Origin of the sequence: Eubacterium sp. SB2, from assembly GCF_001244405.1 — a bacterium.
Lineage (GTDB): Bacteria > Bacillota > Clostridia > Lachnospirales > Lachnospiraceae > Faecalicatena > Faecalicatena contortus_B.
The window spans coordinates 134,719-159,253 of record NZ_LN865153.1 but is presented as its reverse complement, the minus strand read 5'-3'; the positions used below and the strand labels follow the sequence as shown (position 1 = coordinate 159,253).

Sequence of the window (24,535 nt, the reverse complement as noted above, 5' to 3'; positions counted from 1 at the left end):
GGAGGAAGGTTGATGAAAACAGGATATGAGAAATTGAGTAATGCAGCCAAGAAAGACTGTGAGGAGGACGGCGGAGTATTCCACCCGGACGGCTGCTGTAAATGCAATAAAAAGTGCTTCCACAAATATTGCGATAAATTCAAATGGGTTATTGACAGGGCGAAAGCATATGGAGAGGCCACAGGCCTTCATTGGGAGGATATTCTCGATAGCTGGGAGTGGGACAGGAACTATTGGTACATGAATTACTATCAGGATTGTAACCAGCCGGAAATTAAAGGCGGCAACGTAAAAGTATTCGATACAATGGAAGATTTCAGAAGAGCCATAGGAGAAATGCTGTTTCGTTGTCCGTCCTGCGGAAAAATAACGATGAATCCATATGAATGCAAAGCCTGTGGATGGACGGTATATGGTTTATTTAAAGATATGGGAAAAGGTGTATTTGTATATGTCAAGGAACGGTTAAAAGGAGAAAATATTTTTATGCCGATTTCTTGGGAAAATTAAGATTTAGTGAATAACAGAAAGGAGCCGTTCCCCGGCCGGGAGAGTGTACACGGAACCTTTTTAAAAATGGCAAAAACAAACATAATTGTACCGGAAGGGGTACAGACGGATTATACAAGTGTGATCGTAAGCTACAGCAATGGAATAGACAGTACAGGGGCACTGTACTGGGCCTTACAGGAATTTCCAAAAGAGAAGATATTTCTCCTGTATTGCGATACTGGATTTGAGTATCCAGAAAATATCAAAATGTTTTATCGGACAGCTGCATTTATCGGAGTTAAGCCGGTATTACTACAGCACCAAAAGGGGTTTTTGAATCTTCTGTTGGAGGAACGGCTAAAATGGCCCGACATGAAAAACCGCTGGTGCACGGCGTATCTAAAAACAGGTGTAACCGACCATTGGATACGGACGCACAGGGATATGTTGGGCACCAAGTGTCTGTTTATCAGCGGAGAACGCCGGGACGAGAGCAGGGGCCGGGCGAAGCTGCCAGAAATAGAATATCATAGTACAACTCTCAAAACAAAAAGGGTTGCAGATTTTACCTGTCACTGGTACCGACCTTGCCTCGATTTCGAGAAAGGTAAAATGTTTGAGCAGGGAAAAGAATTAGGGCTGGAACCGCATTTTTGTTATGAATATCTGGGGCGCTGTAGTTGTATGGCTTGCATGTTCATGAATGACCAGCATGCCATTGAGAATATGAAACGGTATCCAGACCAGATAAGGCCATTCATACAGGCGGAAATAAAGCTGGCGCACACATGGAAGAAGAACAGAGGGCTGGTTGAGCTATGGGAGCAGTGCCGGGATATAGACGATGTAGAAGAAAGCTAAACTGGCATTTAGTTGAGAAAGGAGATTAGATGGGAAGGCTAATAGACGAAGATTCATTAATGAGAAAGGTTCACAATGGGATTTTACATAATCCCCATATTGACACAAAAATAAAGCAAAATCATAACATTGAACACCAGCATTTTCTACGTTTAATATCAGGCGAACCAACAGCTTATGACATAGAGAGTGTGATTGCAGAGTTAGAATCAAGAATGATGGCTGCAGAAGTCAATATTAAATTAAATTCTCAGGGGTATGACTTGTACAAAGAAATGGAAAATAATAGAGCATTCTGGAAAGGCATTATTGAAATTGTAAAAAGTGGTGATGACATTTAGAAAAGGAGGAAGAGAATATGCGGTTGATTGATGCGGATAAGCTGATATCAGAACAGGATGTGTATTTTGATGGAAATAGAACAAGAAAATAGACGTTGACGAAATGAAGAAAATCTATTATTATATACATAGGAAAGTAGGTGTTTTAATGGCTAATTATGGAGATAATGGTTATATTGATTTCTCAAAATTATGGGTTTTAATGAGAACTAAAGATCTTAATAAACAATGGTTGAAGAATAATGGAATACACTCAAACACGGTTGCAAAGTTGACCAAAAATGAAAACGTGACATGTGAGGTTATATGTAATTTGTGTCGATTATTAAATTGTCAGCCAGGACAGATTATGGAATATAAAAATAAGTAGAAATACACAATAATAGACTATTGACTAATACACGATAATAGATTATAATAATCTTAACAGGTAAGGCAAGTGCCTGAAAAGAATGGAGGTAGAGAAATGTTAGATCAGAAAGATATTGATATGATCAGACAAGTTGTCAGGGAAGAGGTAGACGAAAGAGCCAGCAAGACAGAGGATTCCCTGCTTGATGAAATCGGAAGAACTCAGACATATCTTGAAAAACAGATTAATGAGGTCAAGAAGAATATGGATGAATTAAGTCAGTATTACAGAATTACGAAACTTGAAAGCGATAATACAGCTCTATTACTCAAGATGATTGATCAGCTCAATAGAAGAGTTGAGGAGCTGGAGAAGAGAACAGCATAACACCATAGACTGGGGGCCGGACTTGCCACCGGCTCTATAATATAAAATCAAGGGGTTGACAAGCCCCATGATCTAATGGTATCGTAATAGATAATATAATAGTCCTCTTGTGAGGTGGATTGAAATCTTGGTAGCTCTAGGAGCCGTGACCCGTTGCATAACGTAATTGCAGCAGGTGGCGGCTTTTTTATTATATTTTTTGGAGGATTAAAATTATGAGCTGTAATTTTTGGAGATGTCTTAAATTGGATGATGATAGGATATGCGAGGATCTGGATACAGAGTGTATTGGTGATTTATGTGATGAGTATAAGCAATGCAGTACGTGTAATAAGCAGGATATTGATGACTGTCCACAGTATTAAGATAATCAGATCAGCAAAGGAGGTGCAGTAAATGGTAGATAATACAATCAAAGATCATGATGGTAATACAACTGATGTGTATGCAGATTATATACAGCTCTATGTACAGGAGTATATAAACACAGTCCTAAATGATATAGACGACATAAAACGCAAACAATGTTTTGCTGGTATGATTAAGTATGTCGCTAAAAAGATTGCACCTATGGTTAATACTGATGATCTGGTTATGTTAGATAACCTTTGGGATATATATACCGGATTATGTTACAGATATAATCATGTGATCACCATAGAGCGTTATTGTATATTAATAGGCATTGCTAGAGATACGTTTTACAGTTGGTATAAGGGTGAGTACCGCAACGATTATTGCCCGGAGCTCGGGGCCACACGCTCCGACGTAGTAAAAAAATGGGATCGCGAATCAGAGAGCAGTTGGCAGGACGAGGCCACAACGGGCAACCCTGGGCCGATGTTTGTTCTCAAGGCCCGGAGAGGATGGAGTGAGCAGGCCCCGGCAATCGGACAAAGCGAAAATCGCATGCTCCAGAGGACGGCGGATCAAATTTTATCTGACTACCAGGAGCCCAAACAGCTCCCAGATAAGGATTTTTGAGATACAATTTTAAAACAATTCAAAGCAATTGTCAGATAATACTAGGGATGAATCTATATGTTGTATGCAAGCAATTGATAACACAATATGTAGCATGCTATCTGTATAACAAATAGTTATTTGTCGTATAGATCAAAAATCTTTTGATGCGTTTTAGGGACTACGGTTAATGGGGGTGGGGGTCTGGTGGAAACGCCCCCCGGGGCACCTGCTCGGTCCCCCAAGCAAATTTTAAATAAAAAAGGGATAGAACTGATAGGAGATGTGACATGGGTCCTGATGAGAAAGAGATTGAGTATGGGATAGTCGGAGGAGATGGAGAGTTTCACACGTTAGAAAGGATTGGTCAGTATGATGCAATTGAATTCGATTATGCCAATGATTTAACTTTCAATAAGCAGGATAGTGAAATTACTTTTAGTTTAAGTCCGAAAGATGGACTTAGCAAAGGGGATTTGTATCTTTTTCTAGTATATGGTTTTGATATTGAAAAACTGAAACAAAACAATTGGAGAAGGCTTCATGGCCTGCCGATGAAAAGGAGAATGCGAAGATGAAAAATGAAAATCTAAAACAGGCAGCGAAGGCATTTCTGTCGCTGATTATAACAGTTGCCGGGATTGCGGCAGCCGCATACTTTGGCTTGTGGGTGATGTTTATTAAGGCCATACTGACCGCATGCATTGCATTTGATGCCGGAGCGCTTACAGGAATGCTTATTGGATGGACGATCATAAAATGCATGCTTGCATCAACAGTAGCATATCTGATTATTTCAGCCACTAAAGCAATTGTTTCAAGGTTGTGCAAATAGATTTAGACTCGAAGGCAAAGTGGAAGAGGTCTGAAAGAGCGGTATACATAGTATAACTGCGGAGGCAAGCGAAAGCGACAGTAAGGAAGCAGACCATGGGAGGGTGAACTGTGTGGGACTATTCCCTCTTGACGACGGGAAAGACCGTATATGAATTCATATCTGCGGAGTAATCTGCACGCCGTGTACTTGCCGGTTCGGGAGGCGTAATAATAAAAACCGGATAGTGCAACGCAAGGCACGAAAAATATTACTGCTAACCGTCGGATGGCGGTTATGGGAAAGTAGCTCAACTGGCAGAGCAGCGGTGCGCACCATAAAACAGGGAGAGCAAGATTTTGGTTCGAATCCAAACTTTTCCAAGATGCCGGGTCGCGCCCGGATGATGTGAGAGTAAGCAGAATGCCTCACAGAGAACGAAAAAGTCTGCTGAAAACTGCTTGCAGGAAGTTCAGGCCTATGCCAATGGTATGCTCGGAAACCTTTAATGTTATATGCGGTCGCGGCATATGCGCAAGTGTGACAATTTAAGCGGGAACTGCATGATGGCACATAGCACAATGGGAGGGCGCACGGCTTATATCCGTGTAATCACAGTTCGATTCTGTGTGTGCCGATTTTCCAGTGAAGAGACTGGTTACCCATATTGGACGGAATTACAAAGGCTCATACCTTATTGGTGTGAGCCAAATAAAAGAAAATATGGGAGGATAATGTTATGCACAGTATGGCAGAACTTTTCACAGAAGATAAATCAAATAAGATACAAACGATAACGACATTGGAAATTGCTGAAATGATGGAGATAAGACATCAAAAGGTGATAGAAAAGTTGGAAGGAACAAAGGACGGAAAAGTCAAGGGAATTATCAGTATTTTAACTGAACACAATTTTGTGTTGAGTGATTATTTCTTTCTTTCCAGTTATAAAGATGCCAGCGGGAAAGAGAATAAGTGCTACAAGGTGACGAAACTCGGCTGCGATTTCCTTGCGAATAAATTTACTGGAGAAAAGGGAATCATTTTCACGGCTCGGTATGTAAAACGATTTGATGATATGGAGAAAGGGCAAATGCCGAAAAATTTTCCTTCTGCATTACGAGCATATGCAGACGAAGTAGAGCGACGGCAGATTGCAGAACAGGAAAAAGAAAAACTTCAAATAGAATTGGATTATAGCAAGGATTGGTATTCAATTAAAAGAGTGGCAACTATAAACGGTGTCGATTGGAAAATTTTTAACTGGAGGAAACTAAAAGAGAAAAGTATTGAACTGGGATATGGTGTTAAGAAGATATTTGACGCAAATTACGGCGAGGTTAATACATATCATAGGGATGCGTGGGAAACTGCTTATCCTGAATATGAAATATAATCTAACATAGAACATTGATAATTGAATATTGGCGGTTTGAGTGGTATAATTTTCCTATCAAATTACGAAAGGGGAAATACCATTGGCAAATACAGGATATCAGAAAGTGATTTATGATTTGATTAATTCAAAAGAAGATGTGAAAGCTAAGTTTGAGAAATTAGTCGAATCAACAAACGAAGATTTAGAGTTTTCCAAGAATCATGATGGTAGCATGGCGGTATATGTAAAATATAAAAATTACAATATTGCAATCAATTTGAAAGAAAATGAGGTTTTCCAATATGCCTTGCAAAGAGACAAAAGACCAGGAGAGGCAATAGAAGATAAGATAAAAGAAAAATTGCTTATCGAACTTTTAAAAGAAAAAGAATAGGATTGTATTTTACCAACCGTCAATATTCGATGGTTGGTATTTTTTTTCTGGAGGTGCCGGCAGACGTGAGTAATTGGCGTAAAATCCATGGATTTCAGATGAAAAGGAGGTGTCGCAAATGAATCCAATAGAGTTTTCAGAACAAAATGTAGTCTTTACAGCGGAAGGATGTGATAATCTCCCAGCATGCAAGATATATAACGAACAGTTTCAGACAGATGAAGTGATTTCTTGCTGGAAATTTTCGGATGATGAGATTGTACAAATTTTGAAAGAAGTGAAATCCGGCAAACGTCCAAATATTTTCTTATCAGTGGTGGGCGGTCAGCCGCGGGTGTCATTGTTTATGAGGAGTGAAGAAGATGTTTGATTTAGAAAAAGCGCGTCAGAAAGGAATTAGTGAAGAGCAAATTGATATAATGCGTCAGATTAATGAAAATAATGCAAAAGAGGAATCTTGTAGTAGACATGATTTTGAACGAGATAAAATAAATAGAATCCCAAAGTATTGCTGCAAAAATTGTGGTTGTATTGAAGATGTTTCATTTGTGAAAGGATATATGAGAGGTTTAGAACATGGCAATGAGCTAAAAGTATAGAGCATGCCACTAGAAAATATCATTTGTTGAATTTGCAGAGAAAGTATCGCGGTTCCGCTATTACTGACAGAGGGAATAACGACAAAAATAAATAGAGTGCCACTGAGCGCCATTCAAAGGATGGTGCAATGTGGCAGTTTCAGACAAAAATAGACAAATAATCGAAGCAATAAAGGATTCTGACCTGACTCAATACAATCATCTTCGTGATCTCTTAGATATGGCTATACTGGTATATCAGGAAGATGAGACGGATTTGGATTACTGTTTGAAGATAACGAAATACATAAAAGAGTTAATTCCAAATCTTCCCCCCACACAGGAACTAAATAATTTATATTGGAGAGCCATTTTATTTGAGGCACCTAATATATTTGAATCTTTTCTTTTGTACATGGAGCGTAACAGGAAGCCTAAGAAGAGATTTTACTTTCCAAGAAGGCGAACACTCAAAATCGTAGTAGATGATTTACAGGATTTGGAAGATGGTAAACTAGATTTTCTTGGAATCAGTCTCCCGCCACGAGTAGGGAAAAGTACGTTATGTATTTTCTTCTTGGCATGGATTATTGGTCGGCATCCAGAAAGCCATAATGCTATGTCAGGCCATTCAGGAGTACTGGCAGATAGATTTTATAATGATGTAATTAAACTCACGCTAAATGAAGAGTATACTTTTTCAGAAATATTTCCGAACGTTTCGCTATGTGGGAAATCAGCAGAGAAGAATGAATTAAGATATAGTGAGCTTGAAGCATTTGCAACACTTACTTGTCGTGGTATTGATGGTACATGGACCGGTGCTGTTGACATATCTTCTGATGGATATTTGTATGTGGATGATATGATTCGTGACAGAACTGAGTCATTAAGTCCTATCAGATTGGAGAACCGGTATCAGGATTATTTGAATGTACTGGTTGACCGAAAAAATGATGGAGCCAAAGAATTAATGGTAGGGACTCGGTGGAATGTGCTTGATCCGCTCGGAAGAGTAGAAAAGGATAATAAAGACAATCCACGTTATAGATTCAGAAAAATCCCAGCGTTAAATGAGCATAATGAATCCAACTTTCAGTATGATTTTGGATTAGGATTCTCTACCAGATATTATCTGGATATGAAAAACCGACTTGATAAAAATGAGTGGATGGCAAAATATATGCAGAATCCATTTGTGAGGGAAGGATTGCTATTCCCTGAAGATGAGTTGAATTATTATAATGGTGTTCTTCCTGACGGTGATTGTATTACCGCTGCGGCCTGTGATGTTGCGTGGGGTGGTGGCGATAGTTTATCAATGCCGTTTGGAAAAGTATTTGGAAGTAGAGAAGATGGCCCAGTATATATACCAGATTGGATATTCAATAAAGGCGATAAATATATTACTAAACCATTAGTCATAGCCAAAACGATGCAACATAAACCAAATATGGAGAGATTCGAAGCTAATAATGGTGGGGATGAATATGCGGAAGATATTGACCGTTTGCTTCAGGAACAAGGATTCAAAACAAATATTACATGGGCTAAGGCAAGTAATCAGATGGGGAAAATGGCTAAAATCATTCAGTACGCCCCTGACATTAAGCGCAGATTCTATTTTTTGAAGCCAGAATTACAGAGTGAAGAGTATAAAAAAGCAATGGAAGAATTATGCATGATAGTGCAGATTGGAAAGAATGAACATGAAGATAGCGCTGATGGCCTAGTACAGCTTCTTCAATTAATATCTGGCGAATCATATGCAAAATGTGAGGCAGTAAAAAGACCATGTTAATGGAGGCATGTATGATAATTACAAGAAAAGATGTCATAAACTATCATCTATTGGAACCGGCAATTGAAAAAAATAAAAAGAAACTTGAGCGGTATAAAGACAGGGAACCTGGTGTAACGGCAGGAAAAGTTAAAGGTTCTTCCCGGGGATTCCCGTATGTACAATGCAATTTTACTGTTTGTGGAGCTGAATCTGAAGAATATAAGCGATGGGAAGAATGGGATGTTAAGTGTAGATATCTTGAAATAAGCATTAAGCAGGATATTGAGAGAATGCAGGAATTGAAATTAGCAATTGATGAATTGATTTCCGGAATAACAGACATTGAGGATAAGATGATCTTTGAATACACCGTTGAGGGTAAAAGCCAGCAGTGGATTGCAAATAAAATCGGAATGGATCAATCAAATGTGTCATTAAGGATAAAAAAGTATTTAAAATAGCAAAGTCTCATAAATTTCATAATTATATATGGTATTATTAGAATGTAAAAAGAGTGTTGAAGATAAAAGTTAATAAAAATCCCCCATAAAGCATTGGCTTATAAAATTTGCCGATGCTTTTTTGTTGTATGAAAGTTGGTGAAATAGTGGATATAGGTAGCATTATTTATCATAAAAATAGAAAATCGTTTGTAGATGTCTGCCATGGCCGGTTTGGGAGAAAAGTAATCTATACCAACTCGAAAACGATTTCAAAATCCAATGTTTTAGAAATATTATCTAAATCACTTTCTATCCATAATCAGAATAGACGGGAGATTGACTATTTATATCACTATACAAACGGAGATCAGCCTATATTGTATCGGGCCAAGGATGTGCGACCAGATATAAAGAATAATATAGTTGAAAACCATGCTCTTGAAATTATGCGATTTATGACAGCTCAAATGTATGGTGAGCCCATTCAGTACGTATCAGTTAATAATGACGAAGAAAAAACAAAGGAAATTGATGCGTTAAACAATATTATGAAAGTTCTTGATAAGGCCAGTGACGATGTTCTTTTAGGAGACTGGCAGAGTACTGCAGGAACAGCGTATCGTGAAGTTTGGTCGAAATTAAGGCGTGAAGTTGATCCAGGAGAACCACTGATGGGTATTGATGTATCAGACCCGCGTTCCAATTTCATTATCTACTCATCAACCCATGGACATAGGAAAATGATGTCGGTTTCTATTTGTGAAGACGAAAAAGGCGAGTCTTATTATTTATGCACCACCGATAACCATGTATATGAAATAAAAGGTGAAAACGTAGATGAAACAATTAACGGGTATGGGCGAGTACTCCTTACGGAATACCCTAATAATCATAGGCGATTATCAGATATTGAAATTGTCATTACCATGCTTGATGGAATAAACAAGATCCAATCAAACCGTATAGATGGTATTGAACAGTTCGTACAGGCGTTTATGAAATTTGTTAATTGTGAGATAGATGAAGATACCTTTTTAAAAATGTGTAAATTAGGTGCATTGAAAGTAAAAACGGTAAATCCGTCATTTCCAGCAGATGTCGGTATGATATCTGAACAACTAGATCAGCAGCAGACTCAAACTGCGAAAGATGACTTGTATAAAAATGCCCTTATTATTGAGGGTATGCCAAACAGAGAGCAAAATACTGGAGGAGACACAGGGCAGGCGGTATATTTAAGAAATGGGTGGGACTTCGCAGAACAGAGGGCTAAAATAGATGAACCACTTACAATTAAGTCAGAAAAGGACTTCCTGCGTAATGTATTGCTTATCCTGAAAAGAAAGCAGCAGATATCGCAAGAATTAACTATAGCGGATATCGATGTGAAAATTACCAGAAACAAGACGGATAACATGCTGGTAAAAGCACAAGCACTCATTTATTTGCTTGAAAAAGGGATTCATCCCAAGATTGCCATTAAAACTTGTGATCTTTGGGGGGACCCGGAAAAGGTTTACATGCAATCCAAAGAATACTTAGATGCATTGTATCAAACGGCAGAAGATAAGCAAATTGAGTATGAAAAAGAAAAACAGGCAGCGTTAGAACTTGCAATATTAACAAAGGAAGGTGTAGAAGGTAATGGAAATAAGGTGTAAAAATTGTGGAAAACTCCTTGGTGATTTTGAAGGTAAAGGAACTGTCAAGTGTACTCGAACAGAATGCGGTGGAATGAATATTTTCGAAACATCCACTGGAAAACATGAATTTATACCTAAAAGAAAGCCTAGTTATTTGAAAAATAGGGCGACATCAAGTGGAGTAACATTCAATTGATGATGCTCTTTTATTTTTGCTTGCCTGAGCGTAAGAAGGCAGAAACTATGCGGAGCGCACCGTGTTAAAAAAGTGTATGTTTTAGAAAAGGAGAGATAAAAATGACACACGAACAAGTAAAAGAACAGTTTCCGGATGCTACAGATGAACAGATAACAGCCATATTGAATATAAATGGCACGGATTTAGCAGCTGCAAAGAAAAATAATGTTGATCAAAAAGAATTAAAACGGTTGCAGGAGAATGATGCAGCATACCAGAAGTTGCTTGATGCAGATTTGACAGATGCTGAAAAAATCCAGAAAGCATTAAAAGAGGCAGATAATACTAAGGCTGAATATGCTAAAAAGACAAACCGTTTAGATGTAGAAAAAATACTGATTTCTGCGGGGCTTGAAGAGGATGATTATTCGGGGCTGATTGACGGAATTGTCTCAGAAGATGCTGAAAAGTCAAAATCTATGGCAACGTCACTGGCAAATATGCTTAATAAGCAGAAGGAAGCAACTGAGCAAAAGGTAAAAGAAGAATTAATGGATAAGACTAAGACGCCTGGCGGAACTGGAGGTTCCGGTGACGAAGGAGAGAAGACGGATGCTGAAATATTCGCAGAAGCGATGGTAAAAGAGAGCGCATCTGGTGCAAAGGGAGCGGAAGACATTATTGGAGCTTATAAATAAGGAGGTAAAGAGGTTATGGCAATTCAGGCTATGAGTGTTACAGAAAATAAAATTGCAGATGAAGTGCAGATTCTAAAAAGACCGGGATTCGAAGCAATCCCAATCACGTTGGACTCTACAGCGTTTACAGATGGTGTCTGCAGGGCAGGAGCACCGATTGGCGCCGGGGGCGTTATCAAAAATGATAAAAGCTGTATCGGAATCCTAAAAGAGGATGTCCTTCAGAGCAGGCCGCAAGGAACTATTTTAAAGAAAGCATACGTCAGGAATGACGTAATTACATCACACTATGGAACAGCAATTGCTGATACAGCAAAGGCGGCGCTTCCGATGATCGTGTTTGAATAAGGAGGTAAAAGGACAATGATTAAGATTAATGATGTTTATGATTCGGCTGCAATTGCTGTATATGTAAAGAATGAAAAAAGTAATGCTATTCCTTATCTTGGTACGGCATTTTGGCCGAATGAAAGAAAAGCGTCCATTGATTTGAAATGGATTAAGACGGCAAATGGACTGCCAGTGTCTCTTGCACCCAGCAACTTTGATGCGAAAGCTACGATTCGTGCGAGGAAAGGATTCAAGTTCACAAAAGAGGAAATGGCTTTCTTCCGTGAAAGTATGGTGATTTCCGAGCATGATCGGATTGAACTTGCAAAATTGAACGATTGCACGTCTCCATTCGTAAAGGATGTGGTTGCAAATATCTTTAATGATACTAAGAATCTTGTTGATGGTGCAGATGTTGTTCCGGAGCGCATGAGAATGCAGCTTTTATTCCCGGAGACAGGCGGACCGTCTATTTACATCTCATCTGATGGAGTCACATATCAGTACAACTATGATGTGGACGGAAACTGGGCGAAAAACAACAGGAAAACTTTGACAGGACCAAAACTGTGGGCAAATAGAAAGACGGCACAGCCACTTGAGGATATACGGCAGATTGTCGAAAATGCGGAAGAGCCGATTAAGTATTTAGTGATGTCTCAGGCTGAGCTTAACCTGTTTATGGCATGTGATTCAGTGAAGGAAGCACTGTTAGCACAGAATACTACAGCTCATGTGATGATGACCGCTACTGTAGCGAAACAACTGATTTCCAATACGTTCCCTGGGGTAGAGGTTATAGTATATAAGAAAAAATTTAAGGACGAGTCCGGCGCGACAAAAGCGTTTGTTCCTGATGGATTCATTGCATTTGTACCAGAAGGAAAACTTGGAAATACTTGGTTCGGTATGACTCCTGAAGAGCTATCAAAGATGGAAGCGCAGGATGTAGATGTTACTATCCTGCCATCTGGAGTTGCAGTGGTTGTTATGACTACATACGATTCAACTATGCAGACAACTACTGTTGTTTCAGAGACATTGCTTCCCTCTTACGAAAGAATGGATTCTGTGTATCTGTTGTCAACGGGAACAATTGATGATGGTGGCCCGGGAGAATTAGAGGAATTAACGGTAACAAGTGCAGAGGGAGCGGCTTCTGGCGATACGAAAATTACGGTATCTCCGGAACTAGAAAGCGGACATTCTTATAAGTATAAAGTAGGAACAGATGTGAGCGTTCCGGAATACGGTGCGTTTGTGAAGAACTACACTGCATGGGATGGTACTACTGACATTACTGCGGTTACTGGAAAGAAGATTTGTGTTATCGAGTGTGATTCGGATTATCTGGCAGTGAAAGCGGGCACCGCTACAGTTTCAGCAAAAGAATAAAGAAGGTGATTGAGGATGGAGAAAAAACTAATTAATGAGATAATTACAGATTTGACAGATGAATTATCGAAAGATAAAAATTTTGATGAAGACGCTTTATCCTCAAAGGTCAAGAATGCTGTTCGAGAAATCCGTAGGGACCGGAATTATCCGGTATCCTACGGAGAAGAGCAGATTATGAATGATTTAAATAATTATTATTCCAATATACGTGAACTTGCTTTGTACGATTATAACCAGATTGGTGCAGAAGGGCAGCTTGCTCATTCAGAAAATGGGACTAGCCGTACATGGAAAAACCGCATAGATTGTAAAAATGGTGTGGTAGCGTTTTGCAGATAGCTGGCGTTCCAGCGATTCCATTTTCTCAGGTTTGAACGGTATACTTTATTGACTAATCAATGAAAGTATTGATAGAAGATTGTGCGTGGAGAAGTCCGCAGGGTGACACTCATTAGGCGGTGGTGGGCAGAGTGATCAAGGCGTAGTGATTATTTGGAGGATATGAGATCATGCGTTCATTGGAAAAAAATAAGTGTACTCTTTATTATGCTTTATATAAAGAAAAGAAAGAAATAGTCGACGAAAATGGAGATTTTACCGGGGAAAACACTGTTTATTACAGCTCCCCAGTAGTTTTCTATGCTAATTTATCTGCAGGGAAAGGCTCTGCACAGGCAGATATATTCGGAGTAAATGTTGATTTTACTAGAACAATATCAACAACAGAACTGTCACTACCTATAACGGAAACATCGTTAGTCTGGTATGAAACTAAACCTAAAATATTAGAAGATGGCAGGGCAGATCCTGAAAGTGCGGATTATAAAGTTGCAGCTCCGCCGGCGGCAGGTTTGAATGAATTGATAATTGCATTAAAAGCGAGGGCAAAGAATGTCTAAGAGATTCAGGACTGGTTTGTCTGGTAGCGGATTCAGAAGGATAGCCAGAGAAATCCACCAGTATAGAAATGATCTGACAGATAAGTGCTATGATTTTGCTGAAAGAATGGCAGAAGAGGGCGTATCACTGGCAAAATTGAAGGTATCCGGATATGATGCAATTGAAACAGGAGAGTTACTCAACAGTTTAAATATGGAACCGGGAGACGTTGCCTCAAATGGCGCGTCTTTTGTTATTTATACCGGTTGTGAATGGGCACCTTTCGTAGAGTTTGGCGTTGGGATTGTAGGAAGTGAAAATCCTCATCCAGATACAGGACTAGCAAACTGGAAATATGACGTTAACAACCATGGAGAATCTGGATGGTTTTATTATAAAGACGGAGTGTGGCATTGGACAAAAGGTATGATTTCTCGTCCATTTATGTATGAAACCGGGCAGGAGTTAGCAGATAAGGTTGTTAAAATTGCACGTGAGGTATTTGGTAATGATTGACGTATCGAATAGAGTTCTTTCTAACATAAAGCAAACAATTTCTGCATCCTGCAAGAATGTTGTGAATGATAGTTCAGTAACTCCGGCAGGATTTCCGGCGGTGTCAGTAGAGCAGATTGATAATCCGGATGTGGCAGTGGATTTGGAAAACAGTGAGAATGCAGTGAGGTCCATAATTGAGATTAGATCATATTCTAACAAATCATTGTTTGAAAGCAAATCACTTATAAATAAATGCAGTGATGCAATGAGACTTATGGGGTATGAAAGAGATTATGGTCCGAAGAAAGTAGACAATGTGAGTGATAAGAATATCTTCCGCATGGTGGCAAGATTCAAAAGAATTGTGTCGTCTGTGGAGGATATAGATAAATTTGATAATTAAATGATTTCGAGCGCCATTGAGCGCCTTTTTTTATTGGAGGTAGTGTAAATGGCAGGTGGAAGAAGTACCATTAATACAGTATTAAAATGTGGTGATGCAAAAGAAAGTCTTGCGAAGTTATGTAAAATCAAGACATATCCACAGTTAGGTGGAGAACCGGAGCAGCTTGAGACAACTGATATGGAAGATACCATGCAGACATTTGTGCCGGGTGTTCAGCAGGTCGAATCCATGCAGTTTACAGCAAACTATGAAAAGAACACCTATGAAACAGTAAAAGCGGCAGCTGATAAGGAAAAGTTCTATCAGTTAGAATTTGGTGAGGCAGGTGTTGATGGAATATTCAGCTGGAAGGGGCAGCATAGCGTATTTGTGAATGAAGGTGAAGTAAATGGCGTACGTGAGATGACGATCACTATTACACCATCCACTGTTATTTCACCTAATGCAGTAGAGTAGAAGATTTTAGGGGCGGGATAACCGCTCCTATTTTTTGTGAAAAGGAGAGCACATAGATGGATATTAAAATAAATAACAAGAAATATAGAGTCCCGGAATTAGTATTTGAGCATTTTACGAAAATGGAAGAGCAGGGATTTTCTGTTACGGAGGCTTTTGAAAAAAAACAGTACATGCTGATTGCCATGGGATTTGTTTGTGTAATTACAGGGCTTGACAGGGAAGAAGCAGAAGAATTAATTACGCAGCATGTGTACGGTGGGGGAAATTTAATTGATATTGTTAATACCTTCTCGGAGGCAGCTGGTGAGTCGGATTTTTTCCGAAAGATGCTGAATATTCAGCAGACGGAGGAAACACGGAAAGTATCAATGGAGGAAAAGGTTCCGGCGGAAAAAGAAACAAAGTAAAAAGCTACACGGATTGCATATATGAAGTATGGCTTCCAGCAGCAATAAGATATGGGATCCCATATGAAGCTTTCTGGAGGATGAACCCAAAACGCTTAAAGCATTTTCAAGACGATTATAACCAAAAGATGCAGGCTGAGGCTGATAAAATGGATTATTCCTGTTGGTTAATGGGGCAATATTTGGTCTGTGCAATTCAAAAAGCATTAGATCCCAAAAAAGCGAAATATCCAAATCAGCCATTTGGAATGCGATCTTTTGATGAAGATGAAGATGAAGATAGCGATATTTCGGCAATTAGATTCGCTGAATTTGTAGATGTTTTTAATAAAGCATTTGAGAAAAAGTAGAGTGCCATGAGCGCCATGATGAAAGGTGGTGGCGTAAGTGGGAAATGAGATCGATAGGCTGGAAATTGTCGTTGAGGCTGAGGCCAGTAAAGCGAATCGTAATCTGGCCAAAATGGAGAAACGCATAACCAATATTGCAAACGCCTTGGATAAACTTGGCGCATTATCCGGTGCTTTGGGCAATGTTGGAAATGTTGACTTTGGAGAATATGAAAAAGCATCTAAAAACATAGATGAACTACTTGGAAAATCCAAGAAATCCCACAATACGGATGCTACACCTAGGATTAATAAAGCAGATATTAAATATGCAGCTAAGACCGCTGAAGAGCTTCAAAAGAAATTTAAAGATGTTGGAAAAAACATTGACTTCTCAGGGATGAATAGCACTGAATTGCGGAAGCAGATAAAGTCGATGGAATCTGCGCTTGATAGAATGTATGGTAACCAGGAGAAAAGACAGGCCATTGAAGGTGAGAAAATTCCGGGTAAGTCTTGGGTGAGTCAACAATATGATATTGCCAAAGTAAGCAATCAGTTGGAGATAGCTCGAGAAGCATTGAAAAAATATAATTCCGAAGCGGCAAAGATGAATAAATTTACTATTGATAGGAATAATTCCGTTTCGTCGCTGGAAGATGTGCCAAAAGTTTCGAAGATAAATCCCAGTTCTATGAATTATGACCCAGATGCTATGAGAATGGTATTTGGCGAAGGCTCTGAAGAAATTCGTAATTTTAACGATTTAATGAGGAGATTTGGAGGGACTGCACAATCAGCAGGTAATGCTATTAATGATTTCGAAGGATCAATGGACTCTGCAAAAATCAACACATATGAGGCGCAGATAAAGCGTCTCAAAAAAGAACTTGCGGATCTGTCAAATCAAGGTTATACACAACATGATCCTGAATATGATGCTATTGCACGGGAATTACAGGAAGTAACATATGCGAAAAGGAATTATGAGAAGGAATTAAGATCGTCTATTAAAGCTGAAAATGATTCAAATGCATCAACTAAAAATACTGCAGCAGGTTTAAAAACTTTAAAAGGAGTTTTGGCTGATGTTTCGAAAATCTTTTCAACTATAGGGAATGGAGCAAAAAAAGCGGCGAAAGGCATTAAATTTTTTGTAAACGGTTGCAGGACCTTGATTAAAGGCCTGGCGGCTCCCATTGCAACTCTTAAAAAGTTTAAGAATGCATTGCTTGGCGTACAAAAGCAGTCAGGGAGAAAATTTGGTGTTCCTCAGATGATAGGAATGTCAATTTTGTATTCCACTGTATTTGGCATGATATCTGGGATCAAACAGGCCATAGCAGATGGAACAAATAATTTAGTGCAATACAGTAGTGAATATAATAAAAGTATTTCTTCTATTGTGTCAGCACTTTTGTATTTGAAAAATGCATGGGCTGCGGCGTTTGCACCGATTGTTAATGTAGTGGGTCCTTATATTCAATCTTTCATTAATATGATTGCCTCGGCTTTAAATGCTGTAGGTAAGTTCATGGCAGCATTGACAGGAAAAGGGTTTGTTGTTCAGGCCAAAAAGGTGTTCCAGGATTATGGTGCATCTCTAGATAAAACCTCCGGTGGTCTCGATGATGCAAATAAATCAGCCAAAGAGTTGCAGCGGACTATTTTGGGATTTGATGAATTGAATGTATTAAATGCACCTAACAATGACTCGGGAAACAGTGGTTCTGGCGGAGGAGGCGGAATTGAGTTATCTCCAAGCGATATGTTCGAAACTGTTCCGGTTACCGGTGCAGTAGCTGATTTTGCAAAAAGATTAAGAGAAGCGTTCCTGAAAGAAGATTGGGAAGGTTTGGGCGATCTTATAGCAGAAGGACTTAATAAAGGATTGCGGAAGATTTATGATGCGATAAATTGGAACAATGTTGGGTCTCAAATTACAAAATTTGCAGATGGTTTCACACGGACTTTTAATAGAGTTATTGAGAACCGCGGCCTGTGGGATACGCTTGGAAGGACTATAGGAACAGGCATAAATACTGCTGTAAAAACAGCAAATTTATTTATTGGGGATGGCGGTATCAATTTCAAAGCAATTGGAACCGGTATTTCAACAGGGCTACGTGGCGCCATAAATGAAATACCATGGACTGAACTTGGTAATCTTTTGGGGAATTGGTTCATGATTTCATGGAAGATATTGAATGGCTTTGTTACCGATATGTCCAGGAAAAATGATTTAGGGCTGACCGGATGGGCAGAACTAGGAAAAGGACTCGGAAGAGCCTTAAAGGGTCTATTTGAAAAGATAGACTTTGATACTATAGCAGATACATTCGTTAAAGGATTCAATGGAATCTTTGAGGTTCTGAAGAACTTTAATGCTGAGAAACCGTTTGAAGGTTTAGGAAAAAAGATTTCAGATGGTTTAAATAAGATTATCAGAGGAATAGATCCAGGTGAAGCCGGAAAAGCAATTAGCGATTTTGTAACGGGTGTTCTTGGAGTATTCGTTGATGTAGCAGAACAAACTGATTGGGAAATGTTCGGTAGGAAGTTGGGAGAGCTTCTGTCAAATATTGATTGGAAAACTATTTTAGGACAAGTATTTACAATTATTTCTGAGGTTTTAGGGGGGCTTATAGAAGGTCTTTCTCAGACAACGGGAGGCAAAGTTGCACTTTTTATGGCAGGATTAGCTGTTGCATTTAAAGGGGCATCAGTACTGGCTTCCATAGGCGAGTTTGTCGGTAAGGTGAAAACTGGCTATGGAGCATTGGGCAGTATTTTTGGAAAAACCGCCTCTTCTGCTGCAAGTTCAGCATCTGGCGTGGGAGCTGCAGCAAGTACTGCTGGTGGTTCGATAGATCTTTTTGGCGGGAAGATTACTGGTTTAGGTGGGAAATTTCTAACGTCTGTAGCTTTTACGGAAGCGTTTAGGATGGGAATACAAACGCTTAATGATACAGCAAAGTCATCGGATTATACCGCACTACTAAATTCGTTAAGTCTGTTGAAAGAAGAAGGATCAATTACAAATGATCAATTCAACGATTTGTATAAAACTTTGACTACTGCCGAAACAAAAAGAGTACCATTTACTGATGCAATGGTCTATGTTCGGGATGAATTGGATAAGGCTGGTGTATCTTCAGAAGATTTTGCAGATAAGCTATCACAATCTTTAGACAAGTTAGGAACAGATGCACCGAAAAAAGCTAAAATCGCCGCACTAAGCACTGGGGATGGTTATAAAGAAGGGCTTGAACAAAGTAGAAGTAAAGTTGAAGCTGCAACGCAAGGAATTGGTCAGAAGATAATTGATGTATTTAAAAATATTCTTGGCATTCATTCTCCGTCTACGGTTTTTCGATCATTTGGGATCAATACTATTGACGGATTTAATGACGGATTTACGAGCAAAAGTTCAAGTGCAGAACAAAATGTTCGTTCATTGGGTGAAAACATCAAAAAGTCGATGAGTGGAACATTGAAAGGGCTATCCGAAGATACGAGTGAGGCAATTTCAGGAATACGTGACAAGTTCAGGCAAGCGGAGGGGAACGCTTCGTCGAGTGCGTCCAGTATCCTCAGGTCTTTCTCAAACCTACATATACCGCTACCTCATTTAAGTGTATCTTTTAGTAGCCTCAAAGTCGGAAATACCAGCATTCCAATACCGAGTTTCAGGGTGAATTGGTATGCGAAGGGAGGATTCCCAAATACAGGAGAACTATTTGTGGCGAATGAAAAAGGCCCAGAAATGCTCGGTAAGATGGGAAACAAAAATACTGTTGCAAATAACAGACAGATTACAGACGGTATTGCTGCAGCAGTTGGACCCGCTGTGTATAATGCTGTGACAAGTGCGTTATCATCATCTGGAAACGGACAGGGTGGTGACTTGTATTTAACATTGGAAATAGGTGGAGAGAAGTTAGTTAAGAAAATCGTAAAAGATTATAACAATATGAAACAATCTGACCCAAAGTTCGGATTCATATACTAAATCCCAAAGTATTATGAAAACTCTCATAATGAAAATTGATTTTGTTATGACTATGTGTACCAGTTCTACGGAGATTCCGATGATATGGACTCTATCGCTTACATAGGCCTTATAATATTGGGAGTGGCTTTTTAGCTGCTCCTTTTTCTTTTAAGTTTCGCTATGGCTTGGTATAATATTCTCATAGTTTGAATTTAAGGAGAAGAAGCCATGCAAATGATTGAGTTGAAATATTATATGGATTTGCTTCCTGAGTGCAATATATTTAGAGAAGATGGTATGGTAGAGTTGTTTTTTCATGATATGGAGACGAAGGCTTATTATATTGCCAGAGAATTTGCGAATTCAGCAGATGAAAGTTATATGGCTCAAAACGCTTTTCTGGATGATGATACAAAAAACTATGTTGTTAAATTCAATCAAAATCGGTTGGAAGACATTGCATTTATGCAATATTTATTTAATAGTTCAAATAATATGTTTTCAGGGTATGCGGTAAAGAGAATTCCTATTGAAGACTTCTATTTAGGTATGGAAATAACTCCTCCAGCAAGATGCTTTGGAAACATTGAACAAAAAACTAAAGAACCATTATTGGGGTTAAATAAATTCATTTCTGAAGAAAAGGTGATGTATCATAGGGAACTATTAAGAAAAATTTATGAGTGGTCTGACGAAGAGGTGAATTATTATTCCATTCCTAGAAGTATTCCTCATAAAGATAAAATATCGCTAACTCAAACCGTGGCAGTTGAAAGATTTTTAAATCAAAATTATATTCCATATAAAATGCGATATGAGGATTTTCCAGAGTACAGTAAATTAAAAAAGAGAGATTCTCAATTTATAATGAAAGCAAGACAGAAGGATAATCAAAAATTTTATGAAATGCTTTCAGACTTTAAAAAGAAATATAATGATATTTATCATGACTTGGTCGATAAGGGAACTGTAAGTCCTAAGTGGAAGTCGGAATATGAATTGTTTAAACTAATCAGGGCGTTCTTCCCGGATGCAGTTTTTCAATACAGATCAGAATGGTTAGGAAATCAGTCTATTGATGTATTCATACCAAGCAAAAGAATCGGAATTGAATATCAAGGAATACAACATTATGAAGCAATAAATCATTTTGGTGGTATAGAATCATACGAAAATAGAAAAAAACTTGATTCGAAAAAGAAGAGCTTATGTGAAAAAAATGGAGTTATTCTTGTTGAATGGAAATATGATGAACCAATAAATGAAGTTGTTTTGAAAATAAAAATAAACTCTTGGAGTTAATTTGTATATACAGTTACGGCAATAGATGTAAGGGACATTTACCATTATGGTAGGTGTTCTTTTTATATATAAGAAAGTGTGGTGAAGATATGACACAGCCTCTTATCATAGGTGGCATTACAATGCCATCGCTTAAAAAAGGCGGATTAACTATTACAAAGGAAAAAGTATGGTCCGGAAACACTGGAAGAGCAGCAGATGGGAATGTCATAGGCGACTTGGTTGCAATAAAATATAAATTGCAGTGCGAATGGCCTCCATTAAGCAGGGCAGATACAGCGAAAATCGATCAAGCTGTGTCTCCTGCTTTTTTTAATGTAACGTTTTTGGATCCAGGAAGTAATACCCGTATTACGAGGACGTTCTATGCGGGCACGCCCACATATCCAGTTTACACTTATGTGAATGGCAACGGGATTACTTATAACGGGGTAAAAGTAGATTTGGTAGAGAAATAGGAGGACGAAATGTTAAAGACAAGCAAAACTATTAACCTGTCAGGAAATAGCATTATTAATGATAAACAAGTAGTCTACATGCAGGCAAATATATCTACGGATGGGGGCACAACCAGCCATTCCAGTAGCATACAGGATAAAGTACTGTACGAGGCAAATAAGGTTGAATGCCGGAAAGATTTGTCTGATTTCGATCAGCTGGTATATGAAATAGAAGATTCTATTCATACGGGGGGAGTGCAGTAATGAAGATTAAAAACAGTCAAATAGTTAATTTCATAAATGGGATAATGAATCTTAAAGAGAAAAAACTTCCAATCAAACTGGGGTATGCGATTACGCGTAACATTAAAATCATGGATCCAGTAGCAACATCCTATGAGGAGGAGCGGCAAAAGATACTCGAAAAATATGCTGAGAAGGATGACTCAGGAAAATTCAGAGTAGATGATGGATCATATATCATTGCGGATATTGTGGCATATGAGCGGGAAATGAATGAACTGTTGGCAATTGAAAATGAGATGCAGCTTCATACGGTTACGTTTGATGAGATTGAGAAGTGCGATTTGGAACAGTTTGACGCGTTGTCAGTTCAGGATATCACATTATTGGATCTGATGATGGAGTAGTATCGGGGGTGAGATAATGTATCAATCCTCAGCGGCGTTTACGGAATTGGTACAGAAAGATTCCCGGACGTTTAAAAGCAAATTAATTATCGGTGAAAATGAAATTGAATCAGGCATTAAAAGTATTATATTAAAAGGGGGTTCCAATAGTGGAACCTCTTTTATTATTGGGAGTTGCATCAGTCAGTACATAGAAGTAGAAATGGAAAAGCCATCCATATTCATAGAAAATGAAGAGATTGAATGGCGCATAGGAGCTGATATTTCTGCAACGGTGGAAGAATATATCCCTATGGGAATTTTCACTGCGCAGAAGCCTGAAGCCGATGAAGATATGGTTAAGTTCACGGCGTTCGACCGAATGATGAAAACAGAAAGGGCGTACTTTTCTTCTCTGCCTGTATCCACAACAACTGTGGCCGTACTAAAAGAAATGTCTACGTTTCTTAGCATTCCCATAGTAACTGCAGGACTGTCAGCAATAACGATTAAGAGGCCGGACGGATATACTTGCCGCGAGGTGCTATCCTACATATCGCAGATGTATGCCGGGTTTGCTATATGCAACCGACAGGGGCAGATTGAGATTAAGTCCTATATTAATTCATCCCTTCAAGTACTCCCGGGAAAGTATTGGGACAGTTTTGTTCACAATGATTTTCCATACACATTCCAGAAAATCGTATGTCATACTGGAAAAGACACAGAAGGAAACACCATATCTATCAGCGCAGGTAGTGGCAATCGGGAGATGACAATCTCCAATCCGCTGATGACCCAAAGCATCTTAGACAGCGTGGCTACTAAACTAAAAGGCTTCTCTTATATGGCTGGAAACTTAAAGTTTTTGGGAGATCCGCGCATAGATCCGTGGGATATTGTCGGTGTCAGGGGTCAGGACGGGACAGACTACAGCGTTCCGGTAATGAGCATAACCCAGGACTTTGACGGCGGTCTGTCAACGACCATTGAATCTGTCGCTGAATCCGAAGCGGAAGAGCAACAAGGATTTAAGGGTCCTGTAACGCAGGCAATAGAGCGCTATGCCGTACAGCTTGCCTTAGTAGATCATGCAATAGTCAATAAAATAGACGCTAACGTTGCCAACATCACCTATGCAAAGATCATAGATCTGGAAGCAATTAACGCGAAACTTAAAAAAATTGAAACAGAAGAGCTGACGGCAATAAATGCAAAGATAAATACCGCAAATATCAACCTTGGAAACATTGAAAACTTACTATCGGGGAATGCAGGGGTGGGTGACCTGACCAATATACACCTAACCTCCCAAAACGCGGTGATCGAAAGTGCGCTGATTAAAAGCGCTGTGATCCAGTCGGTGACTGTAAATGATCTTCTGGCAGGCACGATCTACACAAACAAATTCCAAATATGGTCTGACACTGCAGGTGGGATGAAGATATTCGGGGCCACTCAGCAGTGGATGGATAAAGATGGAAGGATAAGGATGCAGGCGGGTCTTGATTCCACCGGTGCATTTAATTACTATATCGTGGATGCCACAGGGAACACGATGTTTGATGCCCTTAACGGCGTGTCTGCCGCAGGAATTAAGGCACCGATAATCAAAGATAGCATGGTGGCGGATGACGCCAGTATTAGCGGCTATAAGGTCAATGTACAGACGCTAGTGCAAAATATCAATGGCAGCGATGTGCAGATCCAGGGAAGCAAAGTCATTGTGGATGGGACGGGCCAGACAGTATCTGCTAAGTTTGACACAATGCAGGAGGAGATCGATGGCGTGGCATCTTCCTCCGGGGGCTATACACTGCAGACTTATGTAGAGGGCGGGCATACCGGAGACGGGGAAACAGCAACGATCCACGCCAGGCTATATGCGAGTAACAAAGAGGTAACAGAGACATTCGGCCCGGAGCACTATGTCTGGAGCCGGCTGTCTGAGGATGATTCGGGGGACGACGCATGGAATGGACAAAGGATTACCGGATATTCAATACAGCTTTCCGGAACGGATGTGACTATGATGGCAAATTTCGAATGTAAATTTTTGATCTGGGATGAGTTTGAGATCATGACAAGAGACGGATTCGGCCTGCAGACGAAGGCTGGAGAACAATTAATTGCAAAATGTATCTAAAAAGGAGATATAA

General features: G+C 39.3%; 32 protein-coding genes and 2 tRNA genes. All 34 read left to right on the top strand.

Annotation, left to right across the window (positions count from 1 at the left end; all coding sequences use genetic code 11):
• Positions 1 to 12 precede the first annotated feature (12 nt).
• The gene (locus BN1938_RS12975; RefSeq protein ID WP_050641019.1) at positions 13 to 510 is read left to right on the top strand and encodes a hypothetical protein; all 498 of its coding nucleotides are present in this window, start codon (positions 13 to 15) and stop codon (positions 508 to 510) included.
• A 6-nt stretch (positions 511 to 516) separates the two neighbouring features.
• Entirely contained in the window at positions 517 to 1,353 is an 837-nt protein-coding gene (locus BN1938_RS12970; protein WP_050641018.1) for a phosphoadenosine phosphosulfate reductase domain-containing protein, read from the top strand.
• Positions 1,354 to 1,382: 29 nt separating this feature from the next.
• Positions 1,383 to 1,694, top strand: a complete 312-nt coding sequence (locus tag BN1938_RS12965) for a hypothetical protein (RefSeq protein WP_050641017.1) — start codon at positions 1,383 to 1,385, stop codon at positions 1,692 to 1,694.
• A gap of 103 nt (positions 1,695 to 1,797) precedes the next feature.
• The gene (locus BN1938_RS24230; RefSeq protein WP_082202988.1) at positions 1,798 to 2,064 is read left to right on the top strand and encodes a helix-turn-helix domain-containing protein; all 267 of its coding nucleotides are present in this window, start codon (positions 1,798 to 1,800) and stop codon (positions 2,062 to 2,064) included.
• A gap of 96 nt (positions 2,065 to 2,160) precedes the next feature.
• Positions 2,161 to 2,433 (top strand): hypothetical protein, encoded by a 273-nt coding sequence (locus BN1938_RS12955; RefSeq protein WP_050641015.1) that lies wholly within the window; start codon positions 2,161 to 2,163, stop codon positions 2,431 to 2,433.
• A 215-nt stretch (positions 2,434 to 2,648) separates the two neighbouring features.
• Positions 2,649 to 2,798 (top strand): hypothetical protein, encoded by a 150-nt coding sequence (locus tag BN1938_RS23425; RefSeq protein ID WP_156320703.1) that lies wholly within the window; start codon positions 2,649 to 2,651, stop codon positions 2,796 to 2,798.
• A gap of 31 nt (positions 2,799 to 2,829) precedes the next feature.
• A complete protein-coding gene (locus BN1938_RS12950; protein ID WP_025655580.1) occupies positions 2,830 to 3,417 on the top strand; it encodes a hypothetical protein in 588 nt (195 codons plus the stop codon).
• A gap of 269 nt (positions 3,418 to 3,686) precedes the next feature.
• Entirely contained in the window at positions 3,687 to 3,974 is a 288-nt protein-coding gene (locus BN1938_RS12945) for a hypothetical protein (RefSeq protein ID WP_050641014.1), read from the top strand.
• On the top strand, positions 3,971 to 4,231 hold the full coding sequence (locus BN1938_RS12940; RefSeq protein ID WP_050641013.1) for a hypothetical protein: 261 nt from the start codon (positions 3,971 to 3,973) through the stop codon (positions 4,229 to 4,231). The genes BN1938_RS12945 and BN1938_RS12940 overlap by 4 nt, the downstream gene beginning before the upstream one ends.
• Positions 4,232 to 4,509: 278 nt before the next feature.
• A tRNA-OTHER gene (locus BN1938_RS23420) sits at positions 4,510 to 4,593 on the top strand.
• A gap of 184 nt (positions 4,594 to 4,777) precedes the next feature.
• Positions 4,778 to 4,848 (top strand) — tRNA-Ile (locus BN1938_RS12935).
• Between the two features lie 101 nt (positions 4,849 to 4,949).
• Positions 4,950 to 5,606, top strand: a complete 657-nt coding sequence (locus BN1938_RS12930; RefSeq protein ID WP_050641012.1) for a Rha family transcriptional regulator — start codon at positions 4,950 to 4,952, stop codon at positions 5,604 to 5,606.
• Between the two features lie 82 nt (positions 5,607 to 5,688).
• Positions 5,689 to 5,982 carry a hypothetical protein gene (locus tag BN1938_RS12925; RefSeq protein WP_050641011.1) on the top strand — a complete coding sequence of 98 codons (294 nt, stop codon included), beginning with the start codon at positions 5,689 to 5,691 and terminating at the stop codon, positions 5,980 to 5,982.
• Positions 5,983 to 6,100: 118 nt separating this feature from the next.
• A complete protein-coding gene (locus BN1938_RS12920; protein WP_050641010.1) occupies positions 6,101 to 6,352 on the top strand; it encodes a hypothetical protein in 252 nt (83 codons plus the stop codon).
• The gene (locus BN1938_RS12915; RefSeq protein ID WP_050641009.1) at positions 6,345 to 6,581 is read left to right on the top strand and encodes a hypothetical protein; all 237 of its coding nucleotides are present in this window, start codon (positions 6,345 to 6,347) and stop codon (positions 6,579 to 6,581) included. Before BN1938_RS12920 ends, BN1938_RS12915 begins: the two co-directional genes overlap by 8 nt.
• Positions 6,582 to 6,711: 130 nt before the next feature.
• Complete coding sequence (locus tag BN1938_RS12910; protein WP_050641008.1) at positions 6,712 to 8,361, top strand: hypothetical protein; 1,650 nt, start codon at positions 6,712 to 6,714, stop codon at positions 8,359 to 8,361.
• Positions 8,362 to 8,372: 11 nt separating this feature from the next.
• Positions 8,373 to 8,804 carry a hypothetical protein gene (locus tag BN1938_RS12905; RefSeq protein WP_025655586.1) on the top strand — a complete coding sequence of 144 codons (432 nt, stop codon included), beginning with the start codon at positions 8,373 to 8,375 and terminating at the stop codon, positions 8,802 to 8,804.
• 128 nt (positions 8,805 to 8,932) lie between these two features.
• The gene (locus BN1938_RS12900) at positions 8,933 to 10,447 is read left to right on the top strand and encodes a phage portal protein (protein ID WP_050641007.1); all 1,515 of its coding nucleotides are present in this window, start codon (positions 8,933 to 8,935) and stop codon (positions 10,445 to 10,447) included.
• A 279-nt stretch (positions 10,448 to 10,726) separates the two neighbouring features.
• Positions 10,727 to 11,305, top strand: a complete 579-nt coding sequence (locus BN1938_RS12895; RefSeq protein ID WP_050641006.1) for a hypothetical protein — start codon at positions 10,727 to 10,729, stop codon at positions 11,303 to 11,305.
• A gap of 15 nt (positions 11,306 to 11,320) precedes the next feature.
• Positions 11,321 to 11,653, top strand: a complete 333-nt coding sequence (locus BN1938_RS12890; RefSeq protein ID WP_050641005.1) for a hypothetical protein — start codon at positions 11,321 to 11,323, stop codon at positions 11,651 to 11,653.
• Positions 11,654 to 11,668: 15 nt separating this feature from the next.
• Positions 11,669 to 13,030: a major capsid protein gene (locus BN1938_RS12885; protein ID WP_050641004.1), complete on the top strand. Its 1,362-nt coding sequence runs from the start codon at positions 11,669 to 11,671 to the stop codon at positions 13,028 to 13,030.
• Positions 13,031 to 13,045: 15 nt separating this feature from the next.
• The gene (locus tag BN1938_RS12880; RefSeq protein WP_050641003.1) at positions 13,046 to 13,372 is read left to right on the top strand and encodes a phage head-tail connector protein; all 327 of its coding nucleotides are present in this window, start codon (positions 13,046 to 13,048) and stop codon (positions 13,370 to 13,372) included.
• 170 nt (positions 13,373 to 13,542) lie between these two features.
• Positions 13,543 to 13,932, top strand: a complete 390-nt coding sequence (locus BN1938_RS12875) for a hypothetical protein (protein ID WP_050641002.1) — start codon at positions 13,543 to 13,545, stop codon at positions 13,930 to 13,932.
• Entirely contained in the window at positions 13,925 to 14,428 is a 504-nt protein-coding gene (locus tag BN1938_RS12870; protein WP_050641001.1) for a hypothetical protein, read from the top strand. Before BN1938_RS12875 ends, BN1938_RS12870 begins: the two co-directional genes overlap by 8 nt.
• A 61-nt stretch (positions 14,429 to 14,489) precedes the next feature.
• Positions 14,490 to 14,813 carry a hypothetical protein gene (locus BN1938_RS12865; RefSeq protein WP_148487206.1) on the top strand — a complete coding sequence of 108 codons (324 nt, stop codon included), beginning with the start codon at positions 14,490 to 14,492 and terminating at the stop codon, positions 14,811 to 14,813.
• A 48-nt stretch (positions 14,814 to 14,861) separates the two neighbouring features.
• Positions 14,862 to 15,272 (top strand): hypothetical protein, encoded by a 411-nt coding sequence (locus BN1938_RS12860; protein WP_050640999.1) that lies wholly within the window; start codon positions 14,862 to 14,864, stop codon positions 15,270 to 15,272.
• 56 nt (positions 15,273 to 15,328) lie between these two features.
• Positions 15,329 to 15,682 carry a hypothetical protein gene (locus tag BN1938_RS12855; RefSeq protein WP_025655597.1) on the top strand — a complete coding sequence of 118 codons (354 nt, stop codon included), beginning with the start codon at positions 15,329 to 15,331 and terminating at the stop codon, positions 15,680 to 15,682.
• Between the two features lie 80 nt (positions 15,683 to 15,762).
• The gene (locus BN1938_RS12850) at positions 15,763 to 16,032 is read left to right on the top strand and encodes a hypothetical protein (protein ID WP_050640998.1); all 270 of its coding nucleotides are present in this window, start codon (positions 15,763 to 15,765) and stop codon (positions 16,030 to 16,032) included.
• 37 nt (positions 16,033 to 16,069) lie between these two features.
• Positions 16,070 to 20,023: a coiled-coil domain-containing protein gene (locus BN1938_RS12845; RefSeq protein ID WP_050640997.1), complete on the top strand. Its 3,954-nt coding sequence runs from the start codon at positions 16,070 to 16,072 to the stop codon at positions 20,021 to 20,023.
• 210 nt (positions 20,024 to 20,233) lie between these two features.
• The gene (locus tag BN1938_RS12840; protein ID WP_025655600.1) at positions 20,234 to 21,307 is read left to right on the top strand and encodes a hypothetical protein; all 1,074 of its coding nucleotides are present in this window, start codon (positions 20,234 to 20,236) and stop codon (positions 21,305 to 21,307) included.
• A 122-nt stretch (positions 21,308 to 21,429) separates the two neighbouring features.
• Entirely contained in the window at positions 21,430 to 21,765 is a 336-nt protein-coding gene (locus BN1938_RS12835) for a DUF6711 family protein (protein WP_025655601.1), read from the top strand.
• Between the two features lie 9 nt (positions 21,766 to 21,774).
• Complete coding sequence (locus tag BN1938_RS12830; RefSeq protein ID WP_025655602.1) at positions 21,775 to 22,011, top strand: hypothetical protein; 237 nt, start codon at positions 21,775 to 21,777, stop codon at positions 22,009 to 22,011.
• Complete coding sequence (locus BN1938_RS12825) at positions 22,011 to 22,397, top strand: hypothetical protein (RefSeq protein ID WP_050640996.1); 387 nt, start codon at positions 22,011 to 22,013, stop codon at positions 22,395 to 22,397. Before BN1938_RS12830 ends, BN1938_RS12825 begins: the two co-directional genes overlap by 1 nt.
• 16 nt (positions 22,398 to 22,413) lie before the next feature.
• Positions 22,414 to 24,522: a hypothetical protein gene (locus tag BN1938_RS12820; RefSeq protein WP_050640995.1), complete on the top strand. Its 2,109-nt coding sequence runs from the start codon at positions 22,414 to 22,416 to the stop codon at positions 24,520 to 24,522.
• The last annotated feature ends 13 nt before the right edge of the window (positions 24,523 to 24,535 follow it).